Here is a 20,531-nt window from a genome sequence, read left to right on the forward strand (position 1 = left end):
TTTGATATTAGGTTTCATCTGGCAGTTCATTTTCATCAGTGTTTTCGATGACATCGGAACAGCCCTCGGCATCGAGGCGTTGAGCGGCTGGTTGTCCACGAAGAACACTGGGTTCTGGGGACTTGTGATTCTAACATGCTGGCAAATGGCCGGTTATATCATGATCATTTACATTGCATACTTGCAGAACATCCCGAAAGAACTGATTGAAGCAGCGGAAATCGATGGAGCGAACAGCTGGCAGCGCCTGCGCCATATTACGTTCCCGCTAGTCGCACCTGCGTTCACGATCAGTATGTTCTTGACGTTGTCTACGTCTTTTAAGATTTATGACCAGAACCTGTCGCTGACAAATGGTGGTCCGTTTAACTCGACCCAGATGGTGGCGATGGAAATCGTCAAAACGGCGTTCAACGAAAACAACATGGCATATGCCCAGGCGAAAGGGATCATTTTCTTCGTGATTGTGGCGGCAATCGCCATTACGCAAGTGTATTACAATAAAAAACGGGAGGTCGAAATGTAATGAAAAGCACCGAACTGAGCGGCGGCCGGATTGCAGCCCAAAGCAAATCGAAAGGCTTGAAGCTGGACAAAACAAAACGCAACTTGATCATTATTGAAATCGTCGGCCTGTTGATCGCCTTGTTGTGGCTGTCCCCGTTTTATTTAATGCTTGTCAATGCTTTCAAAACGAAACGCGAGATCTTTGAAGGGGTACTCGGGCTTCCGACAGCCTTGACGTCAGAGAACTTCGTCAATGCGTTCATTGATTTGAACTTTATGTCGTCCCTGTTCAACTCGCTGTTGGTCACAGGTGCCAGTGTGGCTATTATCATCCTTTGTTCCTCCATGGCAGGGTATGCTTTGGCGAGGAACAAGAGTAAGTTGAGCGGTGCCCTGCTGCTTGTATTCGTTTCCGCGATGTTGATTCCGTTTCAATCGGTGATGATTCCCTTGGTCTCCTTGTTCGGGCAGGTGGAAATGCTGAACCGTGCCGGCCTGATCTTCATGTATCTTGGTTTCGGATGCAGTTTGTCGATCTTCCTTTATCACGGGGCAATGACAGGTATCTCCAAAAGTTTGGATGAAGCAGCGATCATTGACGGAGCGAACAAATTCCAGACGTTCTGGTACATTATTTTTCCGTTATTGAAACCCATTTCTGTGACAGTGGCGATCTTGAACGTTATCTGGATCTGGAATGATTACCTGCTTCCATCGTTGGTATTGGAAGAAGCGAATGCGACGATTCCGTTGAAGATGTTCTATTTCTTCGGTCAATATACCAAACAGTGGCATTTGGCGCTGGCAGGATTGACGATTGCGATCATCCCGGTCATCATCGGTTACTTCTTCGCCCAGAAGCAAATCATTGACGGGGTTTCCGAAGGGGCCGTCAAATAGCTGCAGCATAAAGGAAATGAACGGACTATTCAGGTAATATATAATCAAGAACAATAAATGAGTAAAGAAGGCTGATGGAGGAGGTACGCACATGAACAAAAAATGGTGGAAAGAAGCGGTAGCATATCAAATTTACCCTCGTAGTTTCAAAGATTCGAATGGTGATGGAATCGGTGATATCCAGGGCGTGATTTCCAAATTGGATTATATAAAGGAATTGGGGATCGATGTCATTTGGATTTGCCCCATATACAAATCACCAAACGATGATAACGGATACGATATAAGTGACTACAGAGGAATTGATCCGGAATTTGGAACAATGGAGGATTTTGATCAATTATTGGAGGAAGTCCATAAACGTGGCATGAGATTGATAATGGATTTGGTTATTAACCACACCTCGGATGAGCATCCTTGGTTTATCGAATCACGATCATCCAAAGACAATCCATACAGAGACTATTATATTTGGCATCCCGGCAAAGACGGAAAAGAGCCGAATAACTGGGAATCCATTTTTGGCGGCTCGGCATGGGAATACGACAACAAGACAGAAGAATATTTCATGCATGTTTTTTCCAGGAAGCAGCCTGATTTAAATTGGGAAAATCCGGACGTGCGGAAAGAGTTATACAAGATGATTAACTGGTGGCTCGATAAGGGAATCGATGGTTTCCGAATTGATGCAATTTCCCACATCAAAAAAGTAGATGGGTTTCCGAACCTGCCTAATCCTGAAAAGAAGAAATACGTCCCATCCCTTGACGGTCATATGAATCAGGAAGGAATTCAGGAATTATTGGAAGAATTGAGACAGGAAACATTTGACCATTATGACATCATGACTGTCGGTGAAGCTAATGGGGTGACAGTCGAAGAAGCCGATGACTGGGTAGGAGAAGAAAACGGAAAATTCAATATGATTTTTCAATTCGAACACCTCAAATTGTGGGGGAAAAGTGCTGCAGGAGGCATTGATATTCATGCCCTGAAAAAAACACTTACAAAATGGCAGACAGGTCTTAACGGTGCCGGATGGAACGCATTGTTTCTCGAAAACCACGATTTGCCCCGTTCTGTATCCGTCTGGGCAGACGATGAAGAACTAAGAGATAAGTCGGCAAAATGCTTGGCAACGATGTATTTTCTGATGCAGGGTACACCTTTTATCTATCAGGGACAAGAAATCGGAATGACCAATGTACAGTTTGACTCCATTGAAGATTACAATGATGTCGCAATCAAAAATTTATACTGTAATGAGATTGAAGAGGGAAAATCTCATCAGGAGATCATGGAAGTCATTTGGAAAACCGGACGGGATAATTCGCGTACACCAATGCAGTGGAATGCAGAGGAAAATGCAGGGTTCACTACAGGCACGCCTTGGTTGAAGACAAACCCGAACTATAAAGAAATCAATGTGGAGCAGGCAAAAAAAGATCCGAATTCCATCTATCACTATTACAAAAATCTAATCGATTTGAGAAGAGAAGAAGATGCACTTATTTATGGCGATTATGAATTGGTTTTAGAGGATCATGACAGCATTTATGCCTATACACGCACGCTTGGAGAGGAATTGTTCCTCGTCGTTACCAATTTGTTTAATACAGAAGCCGCCTTCGAATTCGAAGTTCCGGAGGATTTACAAGGCAAAAGTATCGAGCTGGCTATGGCTAACTATGTTACTGATCCAGAAGAGGAATGGAATGAAACTACGTTTAAACCATACGAAGCAAGAGTATATAAATTGAAATAATTCAGACATCAACGGAATAAAGGCAGGGGGGACGGGAAGATGGAAATATTCCAGGACCGAATCAAGGACGCAGAGGAGGCGGTATCCCGATTAAAGGATAGCGTAAAAGAACATCAGTGGCGGCTTCGGTATCATGTAGTGCCACCTGCAGGTTGGATGAACGACCCGAATGGATTTTGTTTCTATAAAGGTGAATACCACTTATTCTATCAGCACCATCCTTTCGGGCCTGAATGGGGCCCGATGCACTGGGGACATGTAAAAAGTAAAGACATGGTCAATTGGGAGTACTTGCCTATCGCTATGGCTCCGAGTGAAGATTATGATAAAGACGGTTGTTTTTCTGGCAGTGCCATCGAAAAAGACGGCAAGCTTTACTTGATTTACACCGGAAACGTTTGGATCGACGGAAAAGAAGATGAGGATTTAAAGCAAGTTCAGGCCATTGCTGTCAGCGAGGACGGCATCCATTTTAAAAAGCTGGCGGGAAATCCAGTCATCGAGAAAATACCTGAAGGTGATATTAACAAATACCATTTTCGGGATCCAAAGGTTTGGAAGCATGAAGACTTCTATTATATGGTACTTGGCTCGAAAACAAACAATAATACAGGCCAGGCATTATTATATCGATCGAAGAGTTTGCTGGATTGGGAATTTGTTTCTGTCATGGCAAAGGGTGAAGGGAACTTCGGATTCATGTGGGAATGCCCGGATCTGTTTGAACTGGATGGTAAGGATGTTCTGGTCATGTCTCCGCAGGGAATGAAGCCGGAAGGGAACAAATATCATAATCTACATCAATCCGGTTATCTAATCGGTGAATTAAACTATCAAACTGGTGAACTGCAATATGGGGACTTTCATATGCTTGATCATGGATTTGATTTTTACGCTCCGCAAACTATGATTGATGACAAAGGACGCCGTATTATGGTTGCCTGGATGGATATGTGGGAAAGCGTAATGCCGACACAAACATCCGGCTATGCCGGAGCGATGACAATTCCCAGACTTGTCACCAGCAGCAATGGTCGATTATATACGACACCGGTTCCGGAATTGCAGCAGCTCCGTAAAACCCTTGTTGAGCACCAACATGTAACGGTGGCGGAGGAAACATGGCTTGATGGTGTGCATGGTGACTGTTTCGAGCTTATAACAAGGATAGATATTCGGAATGCATCAAGTTTTGGTATCAAACTCCGTGTTAATAAAGAAACCGGCCAGGAAACAGTGCTACAGTTTGATAAACAATCTGGAAAGGTTACCCTGGACAGGAACAAATCGGGGACAGGAGCTGGAGGCACAAGAGAAACAGAAGTTACGATGCATAAAAACCTTGATCTGCAAATTTTCGTCGACAAATCTTCTGTTGAAGTATTTATCAACCGGGGTGAAAAGGTAATGAGTGCCAGAATTTACCCCGATGAGCAGGCGACAGGAGTTTTCTTCTTTGCAGATGAACCAGTCAAACTTACTGAACTAAAGAAATGGGACTTGTAATCACCGTCCTTACCAAATAAAAAAAGGTAGAAACTTGCTTCGTTTCTACCTTTTTTTTACTAGTTTCTATATTTAATTGACTCGTCCGCGCGTTTGGCCACGACCATTAGGCTCATGATAAATAAGGTTGTCATGCTTCCTGCAAATAGACCTAAGATAAAACCAGCCAATGTGGAAGCCTCCTTTAAGCTTTGATGGTACTATTATTTCCAGTCTTGAGTCAGCTTAAACACGCGTGGCCACCCTTTTCATGTCAGTAACTTACATAGTCCCTCCATCTATGGACAGGGTTCCAATCAAGCAATTCTTTCGCTTTGCGGTTGTTCAGTAAAGTTTGGTATCCTTCGACAGATCCGCGAATTTCCACATTTGGAAAACGTTTGGCCATCAATTCCCTGCTTTCTATATCCATACTTGTTTCATCAGCTGCCAGGTTCACAGCCACCGCACCAAGTCCGTCTTTTTCAATAGCTTTCATGCAGGCGGAAGCAATGTCTCTTGTATCGATGTAACTCCACAAAATCACATCCCGCTGAAATGGGTCATGGATGAAGGATGGGAATTTTTCGTACATTTCCGGAGCGATAACATTGCCAAGCCGGAAGGATACTACCTGCATGCCTGTTCTCCTGTTGAAAGATTCTGCCGTCTTCTCATTGACAATCTTGGATAAACCGTAGCTGTCTTCAGGGAGTTGCGGGTGCTCTTCATCGATTGGGACGTATTGCGGTTCCAAAGGACTTTTGGCAAAACAAATCCCGTAAGAAGATTCACTTGAAGCGAGGACAACCTTTTGGATGCCCAATCCGGCTGCAGCTTCCAGAATATTGTAAGTGGACATGACATTGTTTTGAAAGGTCACTTCGTTTGGAAAGTCATAGGCTCGGGGGATAGCTGCTAAGTGCACAACTGCATCTGCGCCTTCCAATACCCCGTATACTTCTCCAAGATTTTTCAAATCGGCGACCATCGTATGGCACAACCCATTCTCAGGCACCGCCAAGTCACAATTTAATACGTCATACCCTTGTTCGATAAATTCTTTTATTACTGTCCGGCCTACAAGGCCATTTCCGCCTGTTACTACTACTTTTTTCACTAATTTCCTCTCCTTGTCATCTAATTATTCATACCATTGCGATTGCGGGGAGTCTTGCATAATCTGCATAAATTCAATCCGGTTTCCGTCCGGATCTTTTGCCCAGCACTGGTAGTTGGAATCTTTTGCTTTCTTTGGCTCTACATCAAGCTTGATGTCATTGTTTTTAAGATGACTGGCGATTTCTTCGATACTTGTGACTTCCAGGCAAAGGTGGTCGACGCCTATTTGATTTTCGGTAGTTTCCGGCTTGTTTTTACCACCATAAAATAATTCTATAAACTGGCCTGGGCCCGCTTTAACATAGACAATCCAAGGGTTATCCTGGTCATCATGAATCTCAAAAGCTTTCGTGAATTGAAGAACATCACAGTAAAAATGCAAGGATCGCTCCATGTCCTCTACTTTCAATGCAATATGTCCAATACCTTTGATCATTGTCATTTCCTCCATTCTTTGTCCATGGATGCTCTTAAACTTGTCCCGGCATCCAGATCTTATAATTTCCGCTCAAAGCCAGCAGGCTAAAAAAATACAGGCAATTGTCATAATAACGTCTTTCACCTGTCCTGACAGGTGTTTTCCAAAACAGTTCGACACATTTTCTGGCGTTCGGTCCAGACGTAGCGAGAGAAGCCATGGCATTCGAAGCGATAAGGCCGACCGGATGAAGAGACTTTTCTTCGAATGGTTCTCCGGCGATTGTGTATCTTCGGTAATCATCCGGGTCTTTGTCGGCGAAGAAAGCTTGAATCTTTTCAGCTACTTCGACAGGACAGTCTTGATCTCTAAACCATTCATAATCGAGGCCGATGTTGGAGGCGACACGGTACGAATCACTGAAAAAATGGCCATATCCTTTCTCGTCGTTCGGTGTTCCGTCATAGTACGCATATTCCGGTGCAAGGCCAGTTTCCGGGTGGGTGGATAACTTTATATATTCCCTGCTGGCAACGGCAGCTTCTTTCCAAAACTGTCTATCTTCAGGATTGGCCCATAAAGCAAACAATTCGTAAAAGTGGGGAAGGTGATAGGATGGATCACTGAATTCCACGTTCGGAACGAATTTTATCAGCTTATTGTCCGGATTCCACATAGGGTACCCGTTGCTTTTCTCTCCTTTATGTAAGCAGTCATGAAGCAGTTGTCTGGCTTGTTCTCCATAGTTGAAAGGGGCATGATCGTCTCCCCAGCGATGGGAGGCAAAAAATAAAGCAAGCGCAAAATACTCTTCTCCATCTGGTGCAGGTCCATTAGCACGTTTTGATCCATCAGGATTACATGACCAGGCAAAATAACCAGCATTTTCTCCTTCATTCATATACATATTTTTCCTTGTCCACTTCCACAGTCTGTCGAAGACATCCTTTTTGTCCATTTGGACTGCCATCATCATTCCATAGGACATGCCTTCTGTCCGTACATCAAGATTCCCGGTATCCAGCATGTAAGCTTCATCATTGCTTGGTTCATAGTAAATCTGTGTTTCCGGATATTCTGGAGAAAACAACCTGTGCCAAGTATCTTCCAACTTATCGTTTATATCCGATACGGCATATCCGTACTCTTTTAATAGATTACGATATGTTGTCTGTTGCGGAATCATTCTATCACTCTCCCTCCTGGTAAGTAGATTATTTTATCGATCCTATTCATCATATCCTATTGATCTATTCAAATAAAATAAACCGCTTACAATTTTAGAGGAGGGTAGCGACCTTGGTTACCCTTGAAAAAATCATGAACAGGAAATCATTCTTCTAAGTCCATATGATCACCTGCACATGAATATTTCTGTTACTCATATTATACGGCTAAATCTTTTTACTGAAAATTCAAAAGGATAGTTTTCCAAGGAAGGGCGATATTTGTTGGCATTTTTCATGCTTATAATTCGAAATATTCTAAAAATATATTAATATAGCAAGTATAAGGTGTTTAGAATTTCCATCGGGGAGACCATACTTGTCGATTTGAATCAAATTGGAATAAGGCGAAATCATTTCTAAAGGGGAGTGTTTATGATGTTTTGGACAATTGAGAAGTTGGAAAGGCGAATACAAGAATTGGAAGCTTATCGCTATGTTGATAAAAGGCCGGTTGAGTCTTTTTTATCCTTGTCAGACGAAGCAGGTGCAGTTGGCGAACGTCCACCAGCAGGGAGAGGCTGGCAAGAGATGCATCTTAGAGATCGATGGGAAGGTCGTGACAATTATTTATGGTTGAAGACAACCGTTTCCATTCCGATTGAATGGAAACAAGAAAAGATCGTCGGTGTGTTTGATTTCGGAAAAACCGGTGGAGGAAATAATTCGGGATTTGAGTCGCTTCTTTATATAAATGACACTCCTTACCAAGGGGTGGATAGCAACCACCAAGAAGTATTTTTTGATAATAATCTTGCTGGCAGCGAAGTGGAACTCTGTTTTCGGCTTTGGTCTGGTTTGGAGGGTGGCGGAACACCGACTCTTCAAGAACATCAGTTGAAAACAGCTTTTATAGGCTGCCTTGACGAACGGATAGATGACTTGTTTTACACAGCGACAGCGGCAGTGGAAACGGTGAAATACCTTGACGAGAACCAACCGGAGCGCAGAACCCTGTTAAAAGTATTAGATAAATCTTTTCTTTGTCTGGATTGGTCAAGGCCCGGAAGTGATACTTTTTACGAATCCGCATATGAGGCACAGGCCTTGCTTAAGGAGGAAATGGAAAAAATCCCTCGAAATTTTCCTGTCACCGTCAATGCTATTGGCCATACTCATATTGATGTCGCATGGTTATGGAGGTTGAAACATACGCGGGAAAAAGCAGCCAGGTCCTTTTCTACTGTGCTCAGGCTTATGGAGCAATATCCGGAGTATGTTTTTTTACAAACGCAACCGCAATTATATGATTATATCAAAAATGATTACCCGGAAATCTATAAACAGATTGAAGAAAGAGTCAAGGAAGGCCGCTGGGAGACCGAGGGTGGGATGTGGCTGGAGGCTGATTGCAACCTGACTTCTGGGGAATCCCTCGTTCGCCAGCTCTTGTTTGGCACTCGGTTTTTCCGAGAACATTTTGGCAAGGAATGTGAATATTTGTGGCTTCCGGATGTTTTCGGCTATAGCTGGGCACTACCACAGATTCTGGTCAAGTCGGGTATTAAAACATTTATGACGACGAAGATTAGCTGGAGCCAGTATAACAAAATGCCGCATGATACATTTAAATGGCGTGGAATTGATGGGACGGAAATCCTCACCCATTTTATTACAACCCCGGAGGATGACAGGTGGTTCTACTCTTACAATGGCAAGATCACCCCAAGGACGGTCAAAGGAATCTGGGAGGCATACCGTGATAAGGATGTGAACCAGGAATTAATTCTGTCCTATGGTTATGGAGACGGTGGTGGCGGGGTGAACCGGGAAATGCTGGAAATGAGGAGGCGGTTAGACAAAATGCCTGGTCTTCCAGATGTTAAAACCGGACGGGCGGATGAATATTTCCGCCGCCTTCATGAAACAATCAATCAAACAGACCAATACGTCCATACTTGGGATGGAGAACTCTACTTGGAGTATCACCGTGGTACTTATACAAGCCAGGCGTACAATAAAAAAATGAACAGGAAAATGGAATTGCTTTTAAGAGAAACAGAATGGGTTAATGCACTGAATTGCCTTGTTCATAAGGATTGGTCGATTTACCCGGAGCAAACATTGAGAGAAAGTTGGAAAACTGTCTTAAGAAATCAATTCCATGACATCATCCCAGGTTCTTCTATCCGGGAAGTGTACGAAGATAGTAAATTGGAATATGAAGAGGCGGAAAAATCTGCACAAGTCGACTGGCGCAATGCTGTCCAAGCTCTAACACAAAAGCAAAACAATACAGTAACCATATTCAATTCTGCTTCTGTTAAAAGAAACGATGTCGTTACTATTCCTTATGGTGACCCGAATTGTATTTGGAAAGATGAAAATGGCAATAATCTTAAGTCGCAGCAAACAGCTGATGGCAAATGGCTCATAAAAGTAGAAAACGCCCCTTCTTTAGGTGGTACATCCATACATTGGGAAGAGGGAGAGGAACAACGCAATACGGCTTTTACAAGGAAAGAAAAAGGTATTGATACCCCGTATTATCATATTGACTGGGATGAGAATGGCCAGTTAACAAACATTTTTGACAAAAAACAGAAGCGGCAGGTATTAGCTTCAGGTGAGAAGGGAAATGTATTTCAAATTTTTGAGGACAAGCCGATGCGGTTCGATGCCTGGGATATCGATCTTTATTACCAGCAGAAAATGAAAGAAATCCGCCAGTTGGTCCGCAGTGAAGTGGTAGAAGAAGGGCCTGTCCGTGCAGTAGTTCAATTTGAATGGAAACACGCTGAGTCGGTCATCAAGCAGCGGATGATTGTATATACAGAAAATCCACGGATCGATTTTGACACGTATATCGATTGGCATGAAAGAGAGCAGTTATTAAAAGTAGCCTTTCCAGTTGAGGTGAGGTCGACGGAGGCTACTTACGATATTCAATATGGAAATGTGAAACGTCCGACACATTGGAACACAAGCTGGGATTATGCGAGGTTCGAATCGGTAGGTCATCAATGGGTCGATTTATCTGAAACAGGGTATGGAGTAAGTTTGTTAAATGATTGCAAGTATGGCCATGACATTAAAGATAATATTATGAGGCTGACATTGTTAAAATGCTCGACAAATCCTGATGTCGAGCAGGATCAAGGCGAACATTCCTTCACATATTCTCTGCTGCCGCATAAAGGAGACTGGCGGGAGGCTGGAACGGTGCAGGAAGCCTGGTCACTAAATAACCCGCTGTCATACCAAAAAGGCAATTTAGAAAGTCTTTCTTTATTTGAAGTGCAAGCAGACCATGTCATGATTGACGCTGTCAAGAAAGCTGAAGATTCTAATCAGGTCGTTATCCGTGTCCATGAATTCTCTGGTGCAAGAGGTAAAGTTGAAATTACAAGTGACTTCGAAATCGTTTCCTGGCAGGAATGCGATTTGATGGAACGCCGTCCTGCTGATGAAAGGAAGGGAGACGCATTTCACTTTGATATTAAACCGTATGAGATAAAAACGTTTCTTGTCACACTAAATAATTGATGCAGCTTATATTATTTTGACGAGGACCATCTATTTGATGGCAGACGAGAGTGAATGACTCCCGTCTGCCTTTTAACTGTTGCAATGCGCTCAATATATTCTTAAAATTTCCCGAATTCGTGGCTTTGCATGCCTTGCCCAGCTCTTAACCGTATTGACCGTCACGTCTTCCTTTTCGGCGATCACCTTTATCGGCATGTCCTCCAGCACAAACAAGGAGAACCATTTCATTTGGTTGTCTGTAAGAGCTTGTTTGATAGATTCCAAAAGATAAGGATCAAAGTCGATGTCCAAAGTTGATGTCAATGGTGTAGTATCCATTGAACAACTATTCAAATAAGCAGCTTCGTTTTCCATGTTCCGGTTATTTTTTCTAATCAGACTAAGTAAAGCTTTTTCTATCCGGAAGTAAGCATAACTCGAAAATTTACCTCGTTTTTTTTCATAAGCCTCAACAGCTTTCCACAAAGCTACCGTTCCTTCTTGATAAAACTCTTTTTCCGGGTCACGGATTCCGAGTTTGTAAATCAAATAATGAATCATATTTTCATATTCTCCCAGTATTTCTCCAAAACTTTTCATTGATATATCCGACACAATTTACTCCATTCGGTAAAGACGCCTTTACTGTTTATTCCGCGGTAGAGTCATCATAGGTCAAATAGATTTGAACTTCCTGTAGAGAAAAATGACGTTTTACAAAAAAAAGAAGTATTTTTCGTGGGAAAAGTAAAAGTGAAGTAGGAGAAGCGGAATTATCGAAAAGGATAGATTAAGTTATTATCGAGATGAAAAATTCTATAAAACGGAATTCTTGAGAATTTATCGGTGTACTTAAAAAGGGTGACAAGCAACAGGTTACCAAAGAATGTGTAATATAGAACCTTTGGATGGAAATTAGTCTTTTCTCTTCTGTCTAAATAAAGAATTAAACTATTATACTCAAAAACAAACCCAGGACTGTTGCCCGGGGTTTGTTTTTACATATCAGTATTTTAATCCTGTTCCAATGTTATAAGCATCATTAATGGATACTGGCAGTGAACCTCCAGGTTGTTCACCAAAGATAACATCTACAGCTGCATTCCAAGATGTAGGGACAGGAGAACCCCAGCGTTCTACCGCATAGGATGCCAGGTAGGCGCTGACTTCTGGATATCCTTGAATATCATAAGGAAGTCCCAGAGAAAAAGCCACGGTTGGCTTTCCGGTTTCGGTCAGCTCACTTACAAGCCTGCTTTGGCCTGCGGGAAGTTCACTTGCCGAGAATGTAGCAGCAATGATTCGGTCGACGTTATTTGCTGCTTGCAGGACGTTGGCTATTTCCTGTTCAGACGGGTTTGTGGAAGTAATGATAGACTCTACTTTTCCAGTGGCTTGTTGATCCACCGCTTCAGCAATGTGCTCCATATAATAAGTCTCTCCGTAAATTTGCGGGCCAACGACAAGGGTAGTAGCTTGGTCGGCTTTGTCAAAAGGCAATACACCGTCATTTTTAACCAGTGTAATGGATTGCTGGGCGATGTCATTGGCAAACTGTTTATGTTCCGGATCATTGGTTGTTTCAACGGCATGGTTGATATCTACAAATCTATCCTTAAACAAGTTGTACTCTATTTTTTTTGTTAAAATTCTTTCAAGTGAGTCATCAATACGTTTTTTGGATATTTCTCCTGTTTGATAGGCATCAAGCAATGCCTCGAATGTTTCAATTTGTTCTTCATAAGTACCTGTAGCCATGACAATATCAGCACCAGCCTTGATTGTCATTACGGCTGCTTGACCGCTTCCCCATTCTTCGTCAATCGCATCCATAGACATCGCATCGGTCACGATGAGTCCATCAAAACCTAACTCTTCCCTTAATAATCCAGTCAGTACTTTTTCTGATAGTGTTGCTGGCAGTTCCGGATCAATTGCTTCGATAATTACATGTGCTGTCATGATGGAGTCAACACCTGCTTCAATTGCTGCTTCAAAAGGGGGAAGGTGAATATTCTCCAAAGTTTCCCGGTCATAAGTGACTGAAGCTAAGCCGTAATGAGAATCCACGCTTGTATCTCCGTGACCCGGAAAGTGTTTGGCTGTCGCAATAACTCCATTCTCTTGATATCCGTCTACTTGTGCGACTGTCATGTCGGAAACTAAGTCGACATCTGCACCGAATGAACGGACTCCGATTACTGGGTTTAATGGATTGGTGTTAACATCTGCAACCGGGGAGTAATTCCAATTAAATCCCATAGCACGTGCTTCTTCTGCGGTAATCGCTGCAACTTTTTTAGCAGCCTCAAGGTCACCGGTGGCGGCAATTCCCATTTGTCTAGGAAAAGTGGTCGCATCTGTAACATGCTGTACTGCACCGTATTCCAAATCGGCAGAAGTAAATAATGGGATTCTTAATCTCGTTTCGTTCGCCCATTCTTGCAGCTGATTATTATATTGTGCAGTCTTTTCAGAATCTCTGTCACCATAAATAATTACCGATCCTGCTTTATATTCTTGAAGTAGTTTCTTGGTCTGTTCATTAGGAAGTTGTTGATTGTTGTCGTGTGTGGAAGGCATAACAAGTTGTCCGATTTTTTCCTTTGGACTCATTTTGGCAATAATTCGTTGGACCATGCCATGATTTGGTTTCATGTTGGGAGGGTAGTTCATTTGAAAATCATCTGTCTTTGCCAGTGAAGAAGTTGGACCTGCTAGTGCGAGCATCAACATCGTCATACAGCTTAGCAAACGTATAATTCTTTTCATTACACCACTCCTTTAATTTTGTTCAGGAAAAGATTTCCTGTCAGGATGAGTATCTCACCCGCTTGTATAGTGGTCAATACCAGAAGGGGAAAATGATTCTTCTAACACACCAAAAGCCAATACGGAAATGATGTTTAGGATGTTGGAACTATTAGTCAGCCGTGAATATAAAGTAAGTACATTACTTCCGACATGGTTGATAAGATACTTTCCCTCTACCTATTCAATTTTCAGTAAATTCTGTGTATTATGGTGGATAATAACAATTTTCGAGGAGGTTTCTATGTTACAGACATTATTTGCAAGATTGGAAGAAATTCATCCAGAGTTAGTTGAATTCCGGCGGGACATGCATATGTTTCCGGAAATATCTTTAAAGCAAATTAAAATAAATAAATGAAATCTATAAACCCATCCACATACAAAGGATGGCTTTTTTTATGTAGCGGCAAGTTGTCTATTTGTCATGAATTAATGAAGGGTGAGTCATTATACACTATTGCAACGGATATTGATTCTAAATCTCCAAGTCTGCCAACACAGGTAAATGGTCAGAAGCTGCAGGGTTGTAATCAAAGACTTCCGCCTCATTAATTTTTACACATTCACTAGCAAAGATATAATCAAACCGGAATCTTGGATTGGAAGAAGGATAGGTGTGACCTGGTTTCGTGCTTTTTGTTTTCCACGCATCCTGGAAATGCTGCGTCATCTTCTTCCACCGTCTTGAGTTAGCTCGCATGTTCCAATCACCCAAAATTACAGCGGGATTTACCGCTTTATTTAAAAGATATTCTCTTTGTTTCTTGTGAAGAAAAGGATACAAGCTTAAGTGGGTAACATAAATATTTACGAATTTTTGATTGATGTCTATGGAAGCCTCTAGAATAGATCTTCCTTCGACTAAATAAGGGATACAGTCCAATACGTAGTGATTGCTGTTGCAAATTGGATAGCGGGATAGTAATCCGTTGCCATATTGCCGAATACCATAATTATGCGTTGGCTTCCTTGTAATGGAAGGGCTGAAAACATAATGAAAATTTAATTCTTTTGCAAGGAATGCCAGTTGGTCGATGTAATGGCTGCGTTTTGAAAAATGCTTGTCAACTTCAATCAGTCCAATAATGTCTGCATTGCTTTCCGCGAGGACTTCTGCTACTCTGCCAAGACTTACTGTGCCGTCTGTTCCCTTTCCATGGTGGATATTGTATGTCATCACTTTGATGTTCGCTGAATGATCCATTACTTATCAGCATCCTTGCGTATTATCCTTAATATCCATTCTTTTAAATCAACCATTCGTTCTGTTTTGGGTTTAGTTGAGGTACCGGTTACGATCATGGGAAAGTAAGAGTCTTCCCGATGCAGGGAACCATGGCTGGCTCCGCCTAAATGGGTTGGAGATCCTTCGCCGACAAATTCAAATCCAGGCTTGGCATCAACAACAACATACCTTCCTGTGTGAGAAAAGAAGGCACTATATAAGCGGGAGAGGCCGTCGGGATAGTCTCCGAAACTTATCATGCCAGCTTCTGTCGTCTTTAAATCCAGAATGCCCAGATTTCCATCCAAACTCCATGATTTTTTGTATATATCCTCGAATTCCCCATTTGGCTTGAAGGATAGGATACCCGGCTCATCCCCTGATACAACGTTTACCGAATCATTGCTTTTCCATGCCGCAAAATTAATCCGATCATCCTTTTTCAGCTCTTCAGCGATATGTTCCAGTTCTAACTGGTCGTCCAGCAAATAGATGAAACACATTCTTTCATTCAATCCAAGAACTATCTGATCATCCATTTTTATGGGACTATTGATTTTATGAATCCTGTAATCATTCATCAGCTTTCTTAAATCGATCAAAGACCGGTTCTTATCCGTTCCGATGTTGCTTTGTCCGCTGTCACCCATTACGATCCACACATTTTCTTTCAATGCGTCATCCCAAGAATCATAGGTATTGAGTATTTTCTGCAATTGTTTATCAGCAGCTTCTATCCCTTTTGTCTCGTGTGCCCCTTTCTTGTGCACTTTTTTATCATTGTCAGAAAAATAGACAAGTGTGTATGCAGGGACACCATTTTTCTTGATTAGATAGGTTAGTTCATTGGTTGCGAATTTGTCGTTAAAACCGAAAGCTTGCCATATGTGGATTTGGTTATTTGCAGGATTTTCTTTTGATAATAAGCCATAGGAAAAATAAGTTGGGGCTTTCACCTTGTCGCCTTTTTGTAGATAATTCAACATATTCAACACACGTGGTACCTGTAATGTGTGGGTATGCGGACCTCGGTATACCAAAGCATTGATCGATCCGCTCGGATCCTTTAGTTCCTCATGGATAGTTTTTACATTTTTACTCAAATGTTGGTGATTTAACTTGAACAAGCTGTTGGTCAAAACTTGCTTCGGCCCTAACTTTCTTATTTCTTTTTGGGCACTCCCGTAACTGATAAACTGTTTGTTTTTTTCATCATACCAAACGAGGGCGGGGATTTTGTGTTGATCGGGGTATGTACCTGTCAACAAAGTACTGTCAAGGGCCACAGACATGGTCGGGTACCCTGTGACCATTTTGGGATAATAGCTGCCGCTGTTCATTAGAAACTCAAATGCAGGCGCTTTTCCTTCTTTCATTAAGGACTGCAGAGCTTCATCCATCAAAGAATCAACTATAATCATGATCACCCGCTTTTGTGGATGGGAAGGGCTCTTTGGTCCGCTTGGTTTACCGGTGGTTTGGATAAGATATAAATAAATCAGACTGATCAATAGGAGTATGGTCATAATCAATATTGTTACAATAAGCAAATTCATCACTCCTTTCCTTATATTGTTTCTGTATATGTTGGCCAAATTATAAAGAAAATATGAATTGCATGGCTTACAGAATAGTTTTCAAAACATAAAAAAAGCAGCAGGAAGCCCCGCTGCTTTTTCTCTATTCTCCTGTTTCCATCGGCAGGCTTTCATCTGAAGCCCATTCGTTCATGGAACCATCATACACTGCGACATCGTATCTTCCCAACATGGCCAATGCCAAGGCATTCCATGTAGCTGCAATTCCGCCTCCGCAATAGGTGATTGCTCGCTTATTCTTATCAAGGACACCGCTTGGCTCAAAGATTTCTTGCAATCTTTGTTTATCTGGAAGGCCTTTGGTTTCCGTGTCAGTCACGTCGCCAAAGTAGACGTTTTTACTGCCTGGAATATGTCCTTTACGGGGGTATACATCCGATTTTCCCTGGAATTCAGCAGGTGACAGGCAGTTGACCATAACGGTCGATGTGCTGTTCATTGCTGCTTTGATGTCTTCTTTTGTTGCCAGTAATTCTGGACGGCGTTCACTGGTGAAGGAACCTTTCGGATAAGAACCTGGTTTGTTTGTTAGTGGACGACCTTCCTGTTTCCATTTCGGGAGTCCGCCGGCAAGCACAGCTACGTTGTCGAAACCTTCCAATCGGAGCTGCCACCACAATCTGGACGCCCAGTCTGAAGCAGTGAAGGGAGCCCCTACAACAGCTCCCCGGTCATAGACGACTACATAACTCTCATCACTTACCCCCAGTTCGCTGATCTTCTGAGCAAACAACTCATGCGGTGCCGCCATGAACGGCAAGTTTGCATTCTGATCTGAAAAATCATGCATCAAATCGGCGAACACAGCGCCGGGTATATGTTCTTCATCATAAACACCTTTTCCAGATTCGATTTCCACTCCAGTCTCACCCTGTTTCATGATTACCGTTGCATCGAGCAGCCTCAAATCAGGATCATCCAGGTGTTTTTCCAGCCAATCTGTATCAACTATCAATGGCATGTTTTCCAAGTAGATTCCTCCTCTGTTTTCTTTACTTGGTAATATACCATTATCCTGATTGGTATTATAGTATTTTGTACCCTTGAAGGGACGATTCTTTCTTTTAGGCTAAAGTTGAAAGTGCATCTTTCGTTTGGATTCAATTATTTTAGTACAATAACGGTATCAATAATTTTACTGGCAGGTGTTGGTATTGGTAACGAAACAAGAAATGCGTGACGAGAAATGGAAACAGTTAACAGATGAAAAGCTTGGAAGATTCCCATTTCCTTTGCAAAACCGGATTCCGAACTTCAAAGGAGCAGAGAGCGCGGCACAGTTAGTGACGACTATTCCTGAATACGAGCTAGCGAAAGTGATCAAAGTGAACCCTGATGCTCCCCAGCTCCCGATCAGAGCTCAAGTTTTAAAAGATGGAAAAATATTGCTCATCCCCACCCCAAGGCTAAAAGCAGGTTTCATCATGATTAAGCCGGAATGGGTTCCGGAAGGGGAAACAAGAAGGGCGGCCAGTATCACTCATATGAAAGCATATGGTAAAGAAATCCCTCTTCATGAACTTCCGACTATTGATCTATTTGTCGTCGGATCGGTTGCTCTCCACAGAGATGGCAGAAGGATTGGCAAAGGGGAAGGATATGCAGATAGGGAGTATGCCATTATAAGGGAACTCGGAAATCCGGATATTCCTATAGTAGGTTCCATTCACAGTGTGCAACTGACAGATGAAGATATACCAAAAGACCCGTTTGACTTAACGGTGGACTGGATTGCAACCGAAGCGGAATTACTTCAAACCAGTAGACATTATGAAAAGCCCGACGGAATAAAGTGGAATCTAGTAACGGATAAGGACCTGCAAGAAATGCCGATTTTAAGGGAAATAAAGAAAATAAAATAGGATGGATATTTTAAAAAGATACTATTTCATACTCGTCAACCAAGCTCTGTTTAACGTACAATTGTAATAGTTTGGAATAAGCTGAAGGCGGTGATTTTAGTGGGAGCTCCAAAAATTACAGTAGTGGGCAGCATCAACATGGATTTAATAACCAGGGTGGCCAGAATACCTGAGCAAGGGGAGACGATGTTCGGCGAAATGTTCACCATGAAACCTGGTGGAAAAGGGGCCAACCAGGCAGTTGCTGCAGCCAGGACAGGTGCGGAGGTTACGATGATCGGTAAGGTTGGGTATGATGCGCTTGGACAGGAGCTGCTGACCCATCTGAAGCAGGAGCAAATATGTACAAAAGCTGTGGAAAAGGATCAATCGAGCAGTACCGGGGTCGCTAATGTATTGCTCCAAGATAACGATAATCGAATTATGGTCGTTTCCGGGGCTAACCAAAAAGTCACTCCCCTTTACGTGGAAAAGTGGAAGGATGTGTTGTTAAACAGCGACTTGGTGCTCATGCAGCTGGAAATTCCGGTAGAGACAGTCATTTGGTGTGGACAGTTTTGCGCTGCGAATGATATTCCATTTGTCATCAATCCTGCCCCGGCAGAAAAACTGCCTGATTCAATATGGAAGCAATGCCGGTATATCACTCCCAATGAAGAAGAAGGTCTGAAACTTTTCGAAGGGAGCTCCGAAATAATTAAAGAAAAAGTTATTACGACAATCGGACCCAAGGGGACGAGATATAAAGAGAAAATCATACCGGCCTTCCCGGCGAAAGTTGTAGATACGACTGGTGCTGGTGACACTTTTAACGGAGTGTTTGCGTTCTGTCTGGCTTCTGGTATGGAAGTAGAAAGTGCGATTTTGCATGCCAATACAGCTGCATCGATTGCAGTTGAAACGCTTGGGGCACAAGAAGGTATGCCGACCAGAGAACTGATCCAGAAAAGGCTGGAAGAATGGCGGCCAAAACCATAAGAAAGCTCCCGTCGGAAACGGGAGCTTTTCCTATGGTTTCAAAACTACTTTAATACAGTCATCCTCTTTTTTATCAAAAATATCGTAGGCCTCAGGAGCTTCTTCCAAGCTCATCTTGTGGGTAATGATATCGGTTGGATCAAACTTTCCTTGTTCTACCATACCGTATAATTCTGGCATGTAGTGGATCACCGGTGCTTGACCGGCTTTTACCGTAATGTTTCTTGAGAAAATGGAGTTCATCGGGTAAGCTGTAGCCGGAGCTCCATAGACCCCTGTAAGTTGGATTGTACCGAACTTTTTCACTGAATGGGCCGCTGTGATGATCGGGTCAATTGTACCGATTTGCCCTGCAAGTGTTTTGACATGGTCTTTCATTGTTACGTGGCCGTCCATGCCGACACAATCGATGACAACTTCAGCTCCGCCTTCCGTGATTTCATGCAGGTGGTTGCCGATGTTTTTGTATTCCTCGAAATTGAAAATTTCCACATTGTTCGTTGCCTTGGCGTGTTTCAATCGGTAGGGTACATGGTCGACTGCAATGACCCTGTTCGCTCCTTTCATCCAGGCAAACTTTTGAACGAGCAGACCTACAGGACCCGCACCCAGGACGATAACCGTATCTCCTTCCTTCATGCCACTGTTTTCTACGCTCCAGTACGCTGTAGGAGCAATGTCGGATAAAAATAAAATGCTTTCATCATCCAGTTCACTGCTTTCAGGCACTTTAAAAGAAGTAAAGTCAGCATAAGGGACACGTAGGTATTCTGCTTGTCCACCTGGATAGTTACCAAACATTTCGGAGAATCCGAAATAAGCTCCAGTGTCCCGATGTGGATTGGAATTGTCGCATTGGCTTTCCATATTATTCTGACAGAAGTGGCACTGGCCGCACCCTATGTTAAAAGGAATGACCACGCGATCCCCTTTTTTCAGAGTTTGGACGTCCGGTCCGACCTCTTCCACAATCCCCATCGGTTCATGGCCGATGATATAATCATCGCCGAGTGGAATACTGCTATGGTATAAGTGAAGATCTGATCCGCAAATAGCGGTAGAGGTGATTCTTACGATCATATCATCGCTCTTTTTGATTGTTGGATCTGCTACTTTTTTGACCTCGACTTTCCCTTTTCCTTGATTGGTTAAAGCTTTCAAAA

The 20,531-nt window shown here is 42.7% G+C and carries 16 protein-coding genes; 7 read left to right on the forward strand and 9 right to left on the reverse strand.

Going from position 1 to position 20,531, the window contains the following annotated elements; all coding sequences use genetic code 11:
• The 4 genes from CZ434_RS18755 to CZ434_RS18770 form a co-directional block, all read left to right on the forward strand.
• Nucleotides 1–526, forward strand: a 526-nt coding sequence (locus CZ434_RS18755) for a carbohydrate ABC transporter permease (RefSeq protein ID WP_143262146.1), incomplete at its 5' end; no start/stop codon positions are given.
• A 62-nt stretch (nucleotides 527–588) separates the two neighbouring features.
• Nucleotides 589–1,407 (forward strand): carbohydrate ABC transporter permease, encoded by an 819-nt coding sequence (locus CZ434_RS18760; RefSeq protein ID WP_425442103.1) that lies wholly within the window; start codon nucleotides 589–591, stop codon nucleotides 1,405–1,407.
• Nucleotides 1,408–1,498: 91 nt separating this feature from the next.
• Nucleotides 1,499–3,172 (forward strand): glycoside hydrolase family 13 protein, encoded by a 1,674-nt coding sequence (locus CZ434_RS18765; RefSeq protein WP_077624519.1) that lies wholly within the window; start codon nucleotides 1,499–1,501, stop codon nucleotides 3,170–3,172.
• A gap of 39 nt (nucleotides 3,173–3,211) precedes the next feature.
• On the forward strand, nucleotides 3,212–4,678 hold the full coding sequence (locus CZ434_RS18770) for a glycoside hydrolase family 32 protein (RefSeq protein WP_077624520.1): 1,467 nt from the start codon (nucleotides 3,212–3,214) through the stop codon (nucleotides 4,676–4,678).
• A gap of 253 nt (nucleotides 4,679–4,931) precedes the next feature.
• On the opposite strand, the gene CZ434_RS18780 is transcribed toward CZ434_RS18770, so the two are convergent.
• Genes CZ434_RS18780 through CZ434_RS18790 form a run of 3 tightly spaced genes read right to left on the reverse strand, consistent with a single transcriptional unit; the run spans nucleotide 4,932 to nucleotide 7,383 of the window.
• A complete protein-coding gene (locus CZ434_RS18780) occupies nucleotides 4,932–5,777 on the reverse strand; it encodes an NAD-dependent epimerase/dehydratase family protein (protein ID WP_077624522.1) in 846 nt (281 codons plus the stop codon).
• 24 nt (nucleotides 5,778–5,801) lie between these two features.
• Complete coding sequence (locus CZ434_RS18785) at nucleotides 5,802–6,215, reverse strand: VOC family protein (protein WP_077624523.1); 414 nt, start codon at nucleotides 6,213–6,215, stop codon at nucleotides 5,802–5,804.
• Between the two features lie 34 nt (nucleotides 6,216–6,249).
• Entirely contained in the window at nucleotides 6,250–7,383 is a 1,134-nt protein-coding gene (locus tag CZ434_RS18790; RefSeq protein WP_077624524.1) for a family 8 glycosyl hydrolase, read from the reverse strand.
• Nucleotides 7,384–7,801: 418 nt separating this feature from the next.
• Between CZ434_RS18790 and CZ434_RS18795 the strand changes: the two genes are divergently transcribed.
• Entirely contained in the window at nucleotides 7,802–10,909 is a 3,108-nt protein-coding gene (locus CZ434_RS18795; protein WP_077625258.1) for an alpha-mannosidase, read from the forward strand.
• Nucleotides 10,910–10,999: 90 nt separating this feature from the next.
• On the opposite strand, the gene CZ434_RS18800 is transcribed toward CZ434_RS18795, so the two are convergent.
• From CZ434_RS18800 to CZ434_RS18820, 5 genes are all read right to left on the reverse strand, one after another.
• On the reverse strand, nucleotides 11,000–11,506 hold the full coding sequence (locus tag CZ434_RS18800; RefSeq protein WP_077624525.1) for a sigma-70 family RNA polymerase sigma factor: 507 nt from the start codon (nucleotides 11,504–11,506) through the stop codon (nucleotides 11,000–11,002).
• 390 nt (nucleotides 11,507–11,896) lie between these two features.
• Entirely contained in the window at nucleotides 11,897–13,663 is a 1,767-nt protein-coding gene (locus CZ434_RS18805) for a glycoside hydrolase family 3 protein (protein ID WP_077624526.1), read from the reverse strand.
• Nucleotides 13,664–14,180: 517 nt separating this feature from the next.
• On the reverse strand, nucleotides 14,181–14,909 hold the full coding sequence (locus tag CZ434_RS18810) for an endonuclease/exonuclease/phosphatase family protein (RefSeq protein ID WP_077624527.1): 729 nt from the start codon (nucleotides 14,907–14,909) through the stop codon (nucleotides 14,181–14,183).
• Nucleotides 14,909–16,486 carry an alkaline phosphatase family protein gene (locus CZ434_RS18815; RefSeq protein WP_077624528.1) on the reverse strand — a complete coding sequence of 526 codons (1,578 nt, stop codon included), beginning with the start codon at nucleotides 16,484–16,486 and terminating at the stop codon, nucleotides 14,909–14,911. Before CZ434_RS18815 ends, CZ434_RS18810 begins: the two co-directional genes overlap by 1 nt.
• 124 nt (nucleotides 16,487–16,610) lie before the next feature.
• The gene (locus CZ434_RS18820; protein WP_342745732.1) at nucleotides 16,611–17,489 is read right to left on the reverse strand and encodes a sulfurtransferase; all 879 of its coding nucleotides are present in this window, start codon (nucleotides 17,487–17,489) and stop codon (nucleotides 16,611–16,613) included.
• 193 nt (nucleotides 17,490–17,682) lie between these two features.
• Here CZ434_RS18820 and CZ434_RS18825 point away from each other — a divergent pair, with 193 nt between their 5' ends.
• Together CZ434_RS18825 and rbsK are read left to right on the forward strand one after the other, a co-directional pair.
• Nucleotides 17,683–18,390 carry a 5-formyltetrahydrofolate cyclo-ligase gene (locus CZ434_RS18825; protein ID WP_077624530.1) on the forward strand — a complete coding sequence of 236 codons (708 nt, stop codon included), beginning with the start codon at nucleotides 17,683–17,685 and terminating at the stop codon, nucleotides 18,388–18,390.
• 99 nt (nucleotides 18,391–18,489) lie between these two features.
• Nucleotides 18,490–19,368, forward strand: coding sequence for a ribokinase (gene rbsK, locus CZ434_RS18830; RefSeq protein WP_095742935.1), 879 nt, complete (start codon nucleotides 18,490–18,492; stop codon nucleotides 19,366–19,368).
• A gap of 30 nt (nucleotides 19,369–19,398) precedes the next feature.
• Here rbsK and CZ434_RS18835 read toward each other — a convergent pair whose 3' ends face one another.
• A complete protein-coding gene (locus tag CZ434_RS18835) occupies nucleotides 19,399–20,529 on the reverse strand; it encodes a zinc-dependent alcohol dehydrogenase (protein ID WP_077624531.1) in 1,131 nt (376 codons plus the stop codon).
• Between the last annotated feature and the right edge of the window lie 2 nt (nucleotides 20,530–20,531).

The organism is Sediminibacillus massiliensis (assembly GCF_900156915.1).
Lineage (GTDB): Bacteria > Bacillota > Bacilli > Bacillales > Amphibacillaceae > Sediminibacillus_A > Sediminibacillus_A massiliensis.

What these genes read in the sequence shown, in the direction of transcription:
- CZ434_RS18770 (WP_077624520.1), top strand. Translation starts at nt 3,212, where the DNA reads ATGGAAATATTCCAGGACCGAATCAAGGACGCAGAGGAGGCGGTATCC.
- CZ434_RS18815 (WP_077624528.1), bottom strand. Translation starts at nt 16,486, where the DNA reads ATGAATTTGCTTATTGTAACAATATTGATTATGACCATACTCCTATTG.
- CZ434_RS18795 (WP_077625258.1), top strand. Translation starts at nt 7,802, where the DNA reads ATGTTTTGGACAATTGAGAAGTTGGAAAGGCGAATACAAGAATTGGAA.
- CZ434_RS18785 (WP_077624523.1), bottom strand. Translation starts at nt 6,215, where the DNA reads ATGATCAAAGGTATTGGACATATTGCATTGAAAGTAGAGGACATGGAG.
- CZ434_RS18820 (WP_342745732.1), bottom strand. Translation starts at nt 17,489, where the DNA reads ATGCCATTGATAGTTGATACAGATTGGCTGGAAAAACACCTGGATGAT.
- CZ434_RS18765 (WP_077624519.1), top strand. Translation starts at nt 1,499, where the DNA reads ATGAACAAAAAATGGTGGAAAGAAGCGGTAGCATATCAAATTTACCCT.
- CZ434_RS18805 (WP_077624526.1), bottom strand. Translation starts at nt 13,663, where the DNA reads ATGAAAAGAATTATACGTTTGCTAAGCTGTATGACGATGTTGATGCTC.
- CZ434_RS18790 (WP_077624524.1), bottom strand. Translation starts at nt 7,383, where the DNA reads ATGATTCCGCAACAGACAACATATCGTAATCTATTAAAAGAGTACGGA.
- CZ434_RS18810 (WP_077624527.1), bottom strand. Translation starts at nt 14,909, where the DNA reads ATGGATCATTCAGCGAACATCAAAGTGATGACATACAATATCCACCAT.